Source organism: Streptococcus equinus (genome assembly GCF_900104225.1).
Lineage (GTDB): Bacteria > Bacillota > Bacilli > Lactobacillales > Streptococcaceae > Streptococcus > Streptococcus equinus_D.
The window spans coordinates 488,706-502,566 of record NZ_FNJK01000001.1 but is presented as its reverse complement, the minus strand read 5'-3'; the positions used below and the strand labels follow the sequence as shown (position 1 = coordinate 502,566).

At 34.6% G+C, this 13,861-nt stretch carries 12 protein-coding genes; 1 reads left to right on the top strand and 11 read right to left on the bottom strand.

Going from position 1 to position 13,861, the window contains the following annotated elements:
* Window positions 1-13 precede the first annotated feature (13 nt).
* The 9 genes from truB to BLP98_RS02385 all read right to left on the bottom strand — a co-directional run bounded on the left by truB (window position 14) and on the right by BLP98_RS02385 (window position 11,788).
* Window positions 14-892 (bottom strand): tRNA pseudouridine(55) synthase TruB, encoded by an 879-nt coding sequence (truB, locus tag BLP98_RS02425; RefSeq protein ID WP_074481737.1) that lies wholly within the window; start codon window positions 890-892, stop codon window positions 14-16.
* A gap of 73 nt (window positions 893-965) precedes the next feature.
* Window positions 966-2,348 (bottom strand): DUF438 domain-containing protein, encoded by a 1,383-nt coding sequence (locus BLP98_RS02420; protein WP_074481736.1) that lies wholly within the window; start codon window positions 2,346-2,348, stop codon window positions 966-968.
* Window positions 2,341-2,580 carry a DUF1858 domain-containing protein gene (locus tag BLP98_RS02415; RefSeq protein WP_074481735.1) on the bottom strand — a complete coding sequence of 80 codons (240 nt, stop codon included), beginning with the start codon at window positions 2,578-2,580 and terminating at the stop codon, window positions 2,341-2,343. The genes BLP98_RS02420 and BLP98_RS02415 overlap by 8 nt, the downstream gene beginning before the upstream one ends.
* Before the next feature lie 88 nt (window positions 2,581-2,668).
* Window positions 2,669-4,006 (bottom strand): DUF2130 domain-containing protein, encoded by a 1,338-nt coding sequence (locus tag BLP98_RS02410; protein WP_074481734.1) that lies wholly within the window; start codon window positions 4,004-4,006, stop codon window positions 2,669-2,671.
* Between the two features lie 147 nt (window positions 4,007-4,153).
* Window positions 4,154-4,750: a restriction endonuclease subunit S gene (locus BLP98_RS02405; RefSeq protein ID WP_074481733.1), complete on the bottom strand. Its 597-nt coding sequence runs from the start codon at window positions 4,748-4,750 to the stop codon at window positions 4,154-4,156.
* Window positions 4,751-4,867: 117 nt separating this feature from the next.
* The gene (locus tag BLP98_RS02400; protein WP_074481732.1) at window positions 4,868-6,532 is read right to left on the bottom strand and encodes an ABC transporter ATP-binding protein; all 1,665 of its coding nucleotides are present in this window, start codon (window positions 6,530-6,532) and stop codon (window positions 4,868-4,870) included.
* Window positions 6,522-8,297, bottom strand: coding sequence for an ABC transporter ATP-binding protein/permease (locus BLP98_RS02395; protein WP_074481731.1), 1,776 nt, complete (start codon window positions 8,295-8,297; stop codon window positions 6,522-6,524). Before BLP98_RS02395 ends, BLP98_RS02400 begins: the two co-directional genes overlap by 11 nt.
* A gap of 142 nt (window positions 8,298-8,439) precedes the next feature.
* Entirely contained in the window at window positions 8,440-11,076 is a 2,637-nt protein-coding gene (locus BLP98_RS02390; protein WP_074481730.1) for an FtsX-like permease family protein, read from the bottom strand.
* A gap of 10 nt (window positions 11,077-11,086) precedes the next feature.
* Window positions 11,087-11,788, bottom strand: coding sequence for an ABC transporter ATP-binding protein (locus BLP98_RS02385; protein WP_074481729.1), 702 nt, complete (start codon window positions 11,786-11,788; stop codon window positions 11,087-11,089).
* Window positions 11,789-11,928: 140 nt separating this feature from the next.
* Between BLP98_RS02385 and BLP98_RS02380 the strand changes: the two genes are divergently transcribed.
* Window positions 11,929-12,477, top strand: coding sequence for a TetR/AcrR family transcriptional regulator (locus BLP98_RS02380; protein ID WP_074481728.1), 549 nt, complete (start codon window positions 11,929-11,931; stop codon window positions 12,475-12,477).
* 49 nt (window positions 12,478-12,526) lie between these two features.
* Here BLP98_RS02380 and tpx read toward each other — a convergent pair whose 3' ends face one another.
* Both tpx and BLP98_RS02370 read right to left on the bottom strand, forming a co-directional pair.
* A complete protein-coding gene (gene tpx / locus BLP98_RS02375) occupies window positions 12,527-13,018 on the bottom strand; it encodes a thiol peroxidase (protein WP_074481727.1) in 492 nt (163 codons plus the stop codon).
* Between the two features lie 127 nt (window positions 13,019-13,145).
* Entirely contained in the window at window positions 13,146-13,805 is a 660-nt protein-coding gene (locus BLP98_RS02370) for a DNA alkylation repair protein (RefSeq protein WP_074481726.1), read from the bottom strand.
* Window positions 13,806-13,861 lie beyond the last annotated feature (56 nt).

The window sequence follows — 13,861 nt, the reverse complement described above, 5'->3', positions numbered from 1 at the left end:
TTTTTCCATTCTATTATATAAACACTTTATTTGGTTTGTATAGGTCATCACGTGGAATGAGAATAGCAACTACTTTGTCTTGATAGAAGGCTGCCAATTGTTCTTCATTTCTATCTAGAGCAATTTTACGTCCAAATGAAATTTCTGTTACTTGTTCTTCTGTCAAATCAATACGTGGTAAGTCCATAACACCGTATTCGATTGGCAAAAGAAATGAAAAGTCATCTTGAGCAACTTTTTCAGCAATTTCAGACAAGGTAAGTGCATCTTCCAACTGAAGACCTGCTGATGCTTGGCGTTCTAAATATGACATATGACTTGCAAAGCCAAGCGATTTTCCTAAATCAACTGATAAGGTTCTAATGTAAGTACCTTTACTACAAGCAACTTCAAAGTCAAAATAACAACAGTCATCCTTGAAGTTTAATGAACTTGTGCGTTTAAAGCCATAAATTGTCACATGACGTTCTGGACGTTCAACTTCCTGACCAGCACGAGCATACTCGTACAAACGTTTCCCATTAACCTTAACAGCAGAATACATTGGCGGCACTTGAGTAATCTCACCAACAAACTGAGTAAGTGCCTGGTCAACTTCTTCTTCTGTTAATTCACTAACTGGTGTTTTTTCAACAAGTTCACCACTAGCATCCTCTGTTGTCGTTGAAAAGCCTAGGCAGATTTGCCCACGATATACTTTTCCTGCTTCAGTCATATATTCAATCACACGAGTTGCTTTTCCGACAGCAATTGGTAAGACTCCAACAACATCTGGATCTAGCGTACCACCGTGACCGATTTTCTTTTCATGTAAAATTTTACGAAGCTTAAAGACAGCGTCATGGCTAGTCATCCCAGCTTCCTTTTTCAAATTAATAATTCCGTTAATCATAAGTAATATTATACCTGTTTTCATCAATAAAAAACAAGTTAAAACTTTGCATTGCTTTAACTTGTTCATTTTTCTAGATGTCACGGTTAACATCTGTATCAATATCTAAGAATTCTTGAATGTCTTGGACGTATTCTAAAACACCTTGGAATTCACCGTTTTCATCACGAACTGCTGCATAGGTAATGTGGATGAATTTGCCCATTTTTTCAGATTTAAACCACATAACCACTTTATCGCGTTGCCCTGAACGTAATAAAGTAAAAACTTTTTTGACTTTATCTAACACTTTCGGTGGATGACATAATTCAACATTTCGACCAATTTGACTTGGTGTACGCTTAAAGACCATTTTTTCAGGAACAGTATTATTGTTAAAATACTGGAAAATGTCGTCTTTATTAACAAAAGAAATTTCTAAAGGCAAATGATTTAAAATCAAGTTTGCTTGCTCAACTGACAAATAACCATTACCAAAAGGTTGTGGAGTAGTGCGATTAACGGCAGTTTTCTCTTTTTTAGGTGTAAAGCTAATCGTAAACTCCCCTTCAGGTGTTTTAATAACTTTTGTTAAAGAATTTTGATTACTATCTTGATCATCTTTTTCTCGACTTGAACTTTCAGAGTCATCTTTTTGGAAAATAGGATCTGTTTTTTTCTTAACAGTCTCAGTGTCATCGAATTTCTGACGTCTTGGCTGCCACTTAGTTGTTGGTTTAATTATAGCATACCCATAAGCATCACTTTCTTCTGCAATAGCCAACCAATCATCTTGTGTCAATGCTTCAAGAAGAATCATTAATAAAATAGCTTCTTCTTTAAAAATCATTTCTTCAAACTCGCTGGCAAATGTTTCAAATGCTTGTGAGACTTCTGAAATTGGCATATTGGGTAATTCACCAACGGCTTCTTTTGCCTTTCTAAATAACTCTCGGATATCATCATCCACACCCCACATGACTCTTGGTGGTGCATCATGACCATGCTGTTCCATAAGCGGGAAAAAGAGTTCTTCTTTACGGCGATAGTGATTATCAAATTGTCCAAGAAGATTCATCTGAAATTTTAAACCACGTATTAAATCATCTCGAAAATCAGCATTTTCAGGTTTTCCATAGTTCTCAATAATACGTCGAATACGCAACATTGCTGAACGCAAAGCGAGATTTTCTTGTTTAAACACATAAACTGGATGACCTTCTTGCTCGGCATCCGGTACATCAACATCAGATACCGCACCTTTAAAAAGATTAGCATGGACATTACACAAGCCCATAACATCTTCAAACGTAATGCCAGTATCATCTCCCATTAGTTCATGTTCCATCATTGAAATTTCAAGTGCCGATACACCTTTGAATGTTTGGTTGAAATCTTCTTGAACTGAATCAGCATCAGCTCCGTGGTGCAATCGTAACAAAATATCTTTTAAAACTTCAATACGATTTTCAGTCATTGTTGCCTCCAATCACTTCATAACCGTTACATTCAAGTGCTTTTTGGATTTTATCTAGTGATAGGTTAGCCAGTTTTGCACCAGATTTAAGAGATGTTACCTTACCAACAGTATTTAACATTGCTGGATTTGCTAATGGCGTAAAGCCTAAATTAACCAGCATATCTTTGATTTCAGGGTGTTCCTTGAGAATCTCAGCGACTGGTTTTGTTAAATCTATAATATTGTTCATTAATATAACCTCATTATGCAGGAATGATTTCATTATAACACAAAGATTGTAAAATGAATTTTTCCAAAATAATGAGGTGTTATTTTATCTAGTCTTTCAGCGCTTCAAATTTAGCACGCATGGTTGGGTTTTTCCGAGTCAATTTTTTAACGGAAACATCATCTAATTTATTATTAGCAAGGCGGAGCTGATTTTCACTAGTCGTCAAGAAACGTTTGACTTCTTCCATACGACGAATTGATTTATCAATCTCATCAATAGCTTTTTTGAAATTGTTGCTAGCTGAATTATAGTTTTTAGCAAAAGCATTTTTGAAAGTTTCAAGATCATCTTCAAAATGAGTGATATCAATGTTTTGCTCACGAACCAAAGCTAATTCTTGCTTATACTTGAGTGAATTAAGCGCAGCATTTCGCAAAATACCAATCAACTGGATAAAGAGTTGAGGGCGAACGACATACATTTTTTCATATTCGTGACTAACATCAACAATTCCTGTGTTAAAGTAATCATTATCTGCTTCTAACATGGTTACCAAAACAGCATATTCACAGTTCTTTTCACGACGGTCTTTATCTAATTCTTTATAAAAGTCCTTGTTTTTATGCTTAGTTTTTGTCTCATCAGCTTCATTTTTCATCTCAAACATAATAGATAGTATTTCAATACCATTCTCATCCGTTTCGCGATAAATGAAATCACCTTTTGAACCACGACTTGATACTTCGTTATCTTTTCCAAAGGTAGCATTTGGAAAAGCATAGGCACGAACTTTATTGAATTCTGTTTCTGCATAAACTTCTAGACTTTCACCAATAGCTTTTGTAGATTGCTGAGCTTTAAAATTCTTGTAAAATTCAACCTGTTCGTTAGCAGCTTTCAACTGAGCTTCATAATCACTTTTAACTGAGGCAAGAGAGAGTTCTGCTTCTTTTTCTTGGAGTGCCAATTTAGATTTGGCATCATCACGTTCTTTTTCAACACTAGCGACAGCTTCAACAAGGCTTGTTTTATTTTCAAGTGTCAGACGTTCAAGTTGATTTTTTAGTTCCGTAACTTCTTTATCTTTTTCAGTTAAAGCTTGTGTCAACTCTAAATCTTTAACCGACGTTAAGTTATTAAGTTGTGACTTTAATTCAGTAATCTCTTGATCTTTAGCACTCAAAAGACGTTGATTTTCAAGTTCTAAGCTTTGTTTTAGTCGCTCTAATTTTGATGATAAATCAGCAATTTCCTTATCTTTAACACTAACTTGAGCTTGTAAATCATTTTTGGACTTTTCTTCCAATAATGCCTTCTCTTTTTCCAGACGATCATGAATTTCTTTATCAAATTCACTACTACGAACTTGAGCTAATAACTGACTATACTCTGTTTCATTAATCGTAAAAACCGTTCCACAATGTGGACATTTTATATTATTCATAATTTCCTCGCTCATTCATTGATACTATTATATATTATAGCAAAGCTTAACATATTTTCCTGTTATAAAGGGATAAATTTAAAAATGGCTTCTTCTCAAAACAAATAAGACTAGGACATTTTTCCCAGTCTTATTCAGTTCAATATTTTAAAACAAATTTTTTTCAACTTCTTCTCGAATGTGATGCCATTCTTGTTGGGCACGCAGCATTTTACGTTTATAATCTCTAAGACCTTGTTCATAGCGCTGCAACAGATAAGCTTGTTTTACAGTAGGGAGTTTTGGTATTTCAATACTAATGATTTTCTGTGTATTCAGATTCATCACATTCTTCCCAGTATTTGTCTCGTCTAAAAGCCCTTGTCCAACTTCAGATTCCAAAAAGAGTTTGATATAACCGCCCGAAATATCAGCAATCGGCCTTAACACCGTGATGTTTGCTGAAGCAATAACAGGCACTTCTTGTTCTTCAAAAACAGCAATTTTTTTAACAGTCCCTTTTGAAGCAATCAAAACATCACCTTCTTGTAACAAGTAACGTTTTAAACTTTGTTCTTCAGCTTCAATCTTCTTTAGGCTATTATAATTAATGCCAGTTTCTAGCATATCACTTAGATTAATGACTGATATATTTCCGTCATCATTAAACTTAGAAACTGCCTTTCCTTTAAAGTGCTCCGTAACTTCTCTTAAAGGAATTTTAGGAACATTATTTTCTCGGTAACGTTCAACAACTTTATTCATAGTTATCTCCTTTACAATTTAGTATTATAATACCAAATTATTCTTTTGACAAGCAAAAAGAGCAGCATTGCTACTGCTCCTTTACTATTTAGTTGTATGATTGTTTCAAAAATAGTATTAAAGTTGAGTGATCCTACCATTTTCAATACGATAAATAATATCACATGATGCAACTGTACTTAGACGATGCGAAATCAGAAATACGTAACCTTTACAATGTTCTCTTATCACCTTTAAAAAGGCAGCTTCATTCAGTGAATCTAAATTACTTGTAGGCTCATCAAAAATGTAACAATCTGCATTTTTTAGCAGAGCTCTTGTCAATTCTAGACGTTGCAGTTCACCTGCAGAAAATATGGTTTGTTCATTATTTAATTCAGTATCCAAGCCATCAGTTGTTGTCAAAATTTTATCCTTAATTCGACATTTATCAGCTGCCTCTAAAATCATTTCATCAGTGATATTTGGATTTCCAAGTCTCAAATTTTCTCGAATATTTTGACTAAATATTTGTGGAATTTGTGGAATATAGGCAATACGATTTTGAACATCACGCGCCGCCAATGTTGAAAGTGGTCTCTGGTTAATTAAGATTTGTCCTTTAGTATTATCATACCATTTCATAACTAACTTCATTAATGTTGATTTGCCTGAACCAGATTTTCCAACCAGTCCAATTACTTTATGATTCTCAAAAACAACTGACAACTGTTCAAAAATATTTTGATTTCTCTGCTTGTATGAAAAAGAAACATCTTCCAAGGCAATATGAGTAATTGTCTCATTGAAAGCTAGGCCTGATTTATCATTCTCTTCTTCATCTAATAATGCAAAGACTTGGCGAGCTGCTGTCATCGCACGTTTAAAACCAAGAGGTAAACGACTCAATTCCAAATAAGGGGCAAAAGAAGCCGAGAATACAACAATAATGGTTGTAGCTGAAAGAAGAGAGATTTGCCCATTATTAGCTTGTGATACCGCTAAAACAACTACTAACATCATTGCAAAACCAATAATAAAAAAAGATAAACTAGCTTGCAAGTGCTGTGTTTGTGCTACTTCTTTTTCACATGCATTGACAGACTTACTTTCTTTGTTTAATTGTTTTAAATAGGATTTTACTTGTCCGAATTGTAACAAATCTTTCATGCCATGCAGGCTATCTGAGAAGTGTGACATATAAGCACATCGTGTTTTTGTTTGTTCCTGCAATAAAGGCTGTAAATGCTTAGCTTGAAGACGAGGCAAAAAGATCGCTAAAACAGCATAAACCGTCAGACTAATCAGAGCTATTAAAGGCGAAACTGACCAATAATAAATCTCTAAGATAATTGTTACCAAACTTGCCGTGATAACAGGTGGAAGTGTGTGGGCAAAGAAGACTTCCATAGCCTCAATATCTTCACCAATCATCTTAAGCATGTTTCCACTATCTTGATGATCTAATTTTGCTGGTGCCAAACGTCGTAATTTAGCAAATACCATACATCTAAAGTCATAAAGCGTTTTAAAAGCCACATAATGACCAAAATAATGCTCAACATAGCGCAAAATACCACGCAATAGTCCCAAAGTAAATAATATCATAACAAATCTAAACTGAGGAGTTCTTCCCACTAGAGCTTGCCAAGCTAAGTGGATGACAAGACTTGGAATAAGGATTGTCATAAAAAAACCTAAAACTGCTCCGCCAACTGCTAGGACATATTCTAACCAAAAGCCTTTAACAAGCTCTGCAAGCCGTTTCACTACTTGCTTTGTTGATAGTGTTTTATGAGACATGTAGAATCGCCTCCAATTCTTCTTGTGTTGTTACTAGGGACTTAAATTCATCATTCGTTGTTAATAATTTTTCTGGATAATCCAGCGAAATATTGTGCTTGCTGTCTATAAAAAGCACTTGATCTGCTTGTAAAATCTGCTTCATTTTATGTGAAATCACAATAACAATCGCATCTTGAGACGCTAACCTGATATAGTCATAAAGCTTTTGCTCATTCTCACTGTCAATACTTGATGTCATTTCATCAAAGATATAAATTGGTCGTTTAGCCAATAAAGCTCGTGCACAAATGATTTGTTGACGTTGACCGGGTGATAAAAAATTACCATTTTCACCAACTTGTGTCTGTAAACCCTCTGGTAACTCCTCTAAAAATGACATCAGCTGACCTTGATTTAGCCAATCTTGCAATTGAGCAGGTGACATATCAGTTGCTAATGCAAGATTCTCATAGATAGTTCCCCTAAAAAGATAAGAATCAGCTGAGACATACATCACATTTTCTTTAACAGCATCTAAACTCACATCAGTTAAGTCTTGGTGATCAAAGAAAATATTTCCTTCTGATACAGATAATTGTTTTTGAAGGAGTTTCGCAATAGTTGTTTTACCGCGACCACTTTCACCAGTAATTGCAAAAATTTTCCCTTTAGGAATGGTAAATGACAAGTTAGAAAAGATCTTCGTATGATCATATGAAAAGCCAACATGATTAAAAACAATCTCATTAATATCATTTGGCAGCATCTCTTTAGTTTTATGCGACTCAGCAGTCACCACACTATCTAAAAAGGTATAAATTCGCTCAGCCATTTTTGCATTCATCATTACTAAATGCATGCCATAGCCCAGTTCACGAATTGGCATAAAAAATTCAGTCGCAATAAGGACAAAGAAACAAAGGCTAAAAAGTGATAAATGACCATATGACAAAGAAACTGCTGCCGCAAAACCCGAAAGACCAATGCCAATATACATCACACCGTCCATATAGCCAACTGATTGTAGCTGAAATTTTAATAATTCCATTGTTGATTGTCGAAAGGCTTCTGCTTTTTCAACAAATGTTTTTTCATAACGTTCATCAACTCCGTAGGTATAAAGAGTGTTCATTCCCTTTAAGTCGTCCATAAACAAATTGCCGACATCCATATAAGTTGCCCAATAATGATTCATAATTTTTCTTGAACGTCTTTGCATCAAGATAATCGAAACAGGAATAAATGGTAAACTTAGTAAAAAAATCACTCCACCAATAGGATAGATAAAAACTACTAGCAAAAGAACTGTCGCACAATTTAGATAAGCTCTAAGCGATAAAGTCAAATAGTGATTGAAATAGGTATCTAAAGTATCAATACCTTGTGATGCAACTGTCATCACGTCTGCAGTCGAAAAATTCTGATCATCAAATTCGCCACCATGTCTTTGAAAAGCATCAAAAAATGCTTGCTTTAATCGATTTCGTGCATATTGAGAGGCTGTTCCTTGATATTTTTTCGCTAGCCAAGCTGATATATAACCAATAAGATTTAAAAATAATAATGATAAAACTAGATTGAGTATTGAAATATCATTTCCTTGATATAAGGCACCTACCGCCTTTGCGATAATAAAAAATGAAAGAATACGCATTATAAATTGTATCCAAGATAAAAATGCTGCAATATATAGTTCATATTTATGCGGTCCTAACTCTGATTTCAACCGTTTAATTAACTGTTTTTGTTGGCTATGTTCCATTTTATTTGGATTTTCTGTCATTGTCGCCTCCTCAAAATAATTTACCGGTTAAGTATATCATGAAAATAGCATTTTTTAAATAGGGTTAACGACATCAAAAGAACATTTCTCAACAAATAAAAACGCCCCTTATATCTAAGGAGCATTTTTTATCACTTTAATATTAATCTACTGATTTCAAGGCTTCGAGCATATCAACTGTTTTTAGAATATGATTAACAAGCCAGCCTAACAAAAATAGTATTCCGATAACAACGACGATTGGAATGATATAAACGAATAAACCAACCTCAGTACCAAATTTAATGTAATCTGAACCAATCATATCCATAATCGCTTGATGTAGGTATTTTCCACTAATCAAACCAACAAGAATACCAATCAGAGAAAGGCTAATAGTTTCTCGATAAATGTACATGGTTACTTCTTTATCGTAAAAACCTAAAACCTTAATCGTTGATAATTCACGAATTCGTTCAGCCACATTAATATTAGTTAAATTGTAGAGAATAACAACCGCGAGCAAAACAGAAATAATAACGAGAATTGTCATTGCTCCATTCAATGAAACCACCATTGAATTAACGTTTTTTATCATTGAAGCATTTTGACTAACGGCTGACACTTGATCCATGGCCAATAATTTAGTTGCCATATCTTCAATATTCTTACTTGAATGATTCTTTAGAGTGACTAGATAAGCATTATCTTTAACATCATCATCAAAAATCTGCTCATATGCTTTTTGTGACATAAAGAGGTAGTGACCAACGTTCATCTCTGCTACTGCTGAAATTTTAATGGAACGTTTTTGACCATTTTGATCTTTCAAGTCAAACGTATCACCCGCTTTAACCCCATACAAACTAGCAAGTTTTTCTGAAATGATAACACCATCATCGGTTAAGGTCAATGCTTTTCCAGTCTTTTTATCTTTAAGATGAATGAAATCACCAAAATCTTTACCTTGACTAACCATGATTGAAATATCCTGCTTATCACTCAAGTCTGAAATGTTTTCTGTTAAATGTGATAAATAAATACTTTGGTATTGGGATACTTTATCGGAATCCATGAATTGGGTTAATTCATCTTGACTGCCGCTCTCATCACTTTTCACAACAATCATATCATAAGGCATCAAACGTGAGAATTGATTATCAATAATTTTACCTAAAGAAGATTGGATACCAAGACCAGCAAATAGGAGTGCTACCGAGCCAGCAACACCAAATATAGTCATCAGCATACGCTGTTTGTAACGAAAGATATTACGTGCGGTTACTTTATGAGTAAATGATAAACGACGCCAAATAAAGCCCAAACGCTCCAAGAAAATTTTTGAACCTTTAACTGGAGGTTTTGGTAATAACAATTGCGAAGGCTTTTCACTAAGTTCTTTTCTGGCGATGATAAAAGCTGGTAAAACCGCACTAACCAATGCAAATACAACTGCAATAAGGGTATATGACCAATAGAAATAAAGATTGGTACTTCCTAAAGTCGTATCACCAGTCACGATTTCTGCAATCACTCGTGATAAAACATAATGACCTCCCAAAACTCCCAAGATGGTACCAGTCATACTGGCAACAAAACCATAGATAACAAATTTCTTGATAACATCACTATTGCTGTAACCAAGAGCTTTTAAAACACCAGAATTTGTTCGCTCTTCATCAACAAATCGTGTCATCGTTGTAAATGTGACTAAAGCAGCAACAACATATAAAACAACAGGAAAAATATTTCCGATACTTCCAATACTTGAGGTGCTAGAGGCATATGTTTGATAACCACCTCCACCTGGTAGAGTAGAACGAGTATAGGTCGTATATGTCGGCTCTTTCATTGCATCAATCTTACCTTGAGATACTTTGATTTGTTTTTCACTCTCTGTAATTTGAGATTGTGCCTGTTCAAGAGAACTTTGTGCTGCTAGCTGCTGTTCTTTAGGCAGTTGAGCAAGCATTGCTTTTTGGGCTTCTAGTTGTTTTTTGGCTTCATCAACTTTTGCTTGATTAGTATCAATTTCTGCCTGAAGTTTTGAAGTCAATTCTTTTGAACGTTGACTTGGATTATCTGAAAGCAAGTCATCTAATGTATCCTCTTTTTGAGCAATTTTTTCTTTATAAGCTTCAGAAAATGGATTTAAATCTTTTAAGTCATCATAACGAATTCTAGCAATAGTATAATAGTCACTATCAAAAGCTGATTCTGGAACTATAGCATAGTATTTCAATACGCCATTTCCAGCACTTGAAGTTCCTAAACTAGATTTTGAAAGCAATTCTGATGAATTAACAAAGCCAACAACTTTAAAGGATGTTTTTTTCAAAATACCTTGTTCATCAGATTGGGTAAATGTAATGGTATCCCCAAGATGATAAGTCTTCTTCATAGTTGAAGCAAGAGCAATTTCACCTGATGTTTTAGGATAAGAACCTGAGATAAGTTCGTATTTTGAAATCTTCTTACTTTTTGAAAAAACACGAATCGCATCATCTGTATTTTTAATAGTAACGTCTGTTAAATAGCCATACTCAATTTCACTATTCTTAATAGAAGCAATTTCTTTCTTGTCATTGTCACTAAAGCCATAACTAGCTATGACTGATAAATCCATAGCATTTTGCTTTTTCAAGTAATCACTAGCTGTTCTTTGCATATCAGGGCCTGTTACTTTTAATGCTACAAAAGCAAAGGCTCCAAGCATCATCAAGAGCATGATAGACAAAAAACGACCTTTAGAACTGCCAATTGATTTTCTGATATCTTTCCAATAAGTCTTTTTTGACATAATGCTCACCTCAGTATTCTAGTGTCTCAATATCTTGAGGGTGCTCATTGACTTCAATGCTGCTCACAGTAGCATCGTGCATGTGAATAACACGGTCAGCAATTGGTGCAAGGGCAGAGTTGTGTGTCACGATAATAACTGTTGAACCTTTGTGACGAGACATGTCTTGCAAAATCTTCAATACCTGTTTTCCAGTTTGATAATCAAGAGCTCCTGTCGGTTCATCACACAACAATAATTTTGGATTTTTAGCTACTGCACGCGCAATTGACACACGTTGCTGTTCCCCACCTGACAGCTGTGCTGGAAAATTATTCAAACGTTTACCCAAGCCAACATCAATCAAGGTCTGTTCAGCGTCTCTTGCGTCTACTACAATTTCTGATGCCAATTCAACATTTTCTTTTGCTGTTAAATTAGGGACTAAATTATAGAATTGAAAAACAAATCCGACATCGTTACGACGATAGGTTGTCAATTCTTTAGCATTATATTGAGAAATATCAACACCATCAATCAAGACTTGCCCTACATCGTTGGTATCCATTCCACCAAGAATATTTAAAACCGTTGATTTTCCGGCACCTGATGCTCCAAGAATAATCACTAACTCTCCCTTTTCAATAGCAAAGTTAATGTCATTATTTGCTACAATTTCAGTTTCACCAGTTTTATAGCGCTTGTATGAGTGCTTCATTTCAATATAAGCCATAAAATCACCTCTTTGTATTTCTTAATTAAACATGTTGTTGATTTAATTCGAGGAATAGTATATAATTTTCACAATTATTAAACAAGGACAAAAATAGACAATCTGTTCATTTTAGCTATGTCCAAGAAAGGAGAGTTATTTTGGCAAAAAGACAAACCGAAACCACGAACTATCTCAAGCAGGCTTTAGCAAAACTCTTATTAGAAAAAAGCTTTGAAGAAATTACCATCTCTGATTTAACAAAAACTGCCGGAGTTAACCGTGGGACGTTCTACCTCCATTACGTTGACAAATATGATATGATGGACCAATTAAAACATGAAACTCTTAATGATTTGTTAGCTATTCTCAACACCGACTCCCTTTATACTGATACTCCAAAAGTTATCACACGTTGCCTTGATTACGTTCGTGACAATTTCAAATTAACTTATGCACTTTCAAAATCATCATACTCTAATTTTTCCAAGACCGTCAAAGATTTTATCTACAGTTTTCTTTTGACCATCCCAGATTTCAAAGAAATCCTTGTCGCCTACTATGGAATTCCTTTCCAGTACGCAACTGAGGTTTATTTGTCTTCTATTGAGAGTATTATTTCACTGTGGGTGAATAATGGTGGCAAAGAAAGTACTGAAGAGTTAACTGAGATTATTCTCAAAGTTGCTTCACTGGATAAAACTCTTTAAGGTCATAAACAAAATCCCTCACCTAGACAGACTAAGTGAGGGGATTTTATTATATCGATTTTACCGCATTGATTGCTGCTTGATAGTCTGGATCTGAGTTTACATTTTCCAAGTATTCAGCATAAACCAAATGATTATCAGCATCTAAAACGAGTACTGCTCGCGCTAAAAGATGCCATTCTTCCATTAAAAGACCATAAGCCTTACCAAAACGATTATCGTAGTAATCAGACATCATAATGGCTTTATCAAGTCCTTCAACACCACACCAACGTGCTTGTGCAAAAGGAAGATCAGCTGAAACAGTAATCACAACAGTATCATCCATATTAGACAATTCTTGATTAAAGGTACGAGTTTGTGTCGAACAAATGCCAGTATCAATTGATGGAACAACGCTGATCACTTTTTTCAAGCCAGAAAAATCAGCTAAACTCTTAATAGCTAAGTCAGATGTTCGTAATGAAAAATCAGGCGCAATATCGCCAATTTGCAGTTGCTTACCAACTAAGGTTACAGGTTTCCCAAGAAAAGTTGTCATATCTATATCCTCCATTATAAGGGAGCTTTTTTCACCAAAACATTATATAAGGTGAGATGAGTAAGCCTTTTATTCATCTCTTATTCTATCGAAAAATAGTTTTTAAAACGAAAAATTTGCTTGGAAATCATAAATATTTGCTAGCTTCTCGGATTGAAAGTGAAGACAATTTTTCTTCATTTTTAGCTAAAAACTGTCTTACCCAATCAGGATTTACCTTTGAAAAATCACGTAAAGCCCAGCCGATTGCTTTATTGATAAAGAATTCTCTTGAACCAAGATTCGTTAAAAGAATCCATTCTAACAATTCTAGCTTCGTTTTCTTTTTTCGGCCAAGTTGATGAAGTATGGCTATACGACGAAACCAGATATTCTTATCTCGAGCCCATATTTTCATAACATCATCTACTCTAGTATCTTCTAACCCAATTCGACCAACAATTCCTGCTAACACATCAATACTATCCCACCACTGCTTACTTGAGATAAATGGCTTTACCTTTTCAATATCTTCAAAAGTCAGGTATTTTTGAAAGGCGCGTAGGTAATCAAGAACCAAATACTGACATTCACGATGCTCGTCTTCCCAGCAACGATTTAAAAAAGCCCAATCTACTGTTTTTGCTTTTTTCTCTCTAGCTAAAAAATCTTTGTAAATTGCCCGACGTTTAGGTGTTCGAATACCATAAAATGAAAAAAGTTTTTTCATGTAAGCCGACATCTCTTGAGCCTTTTTAGGATTGGCATTAGCTTCAAAAGCTCGACAAATATCATCATATTTTGGCATAAACTTCCTCCAAAAATTATCGTATTATCATCTAAAATCATTCTATCAAAAAGCAG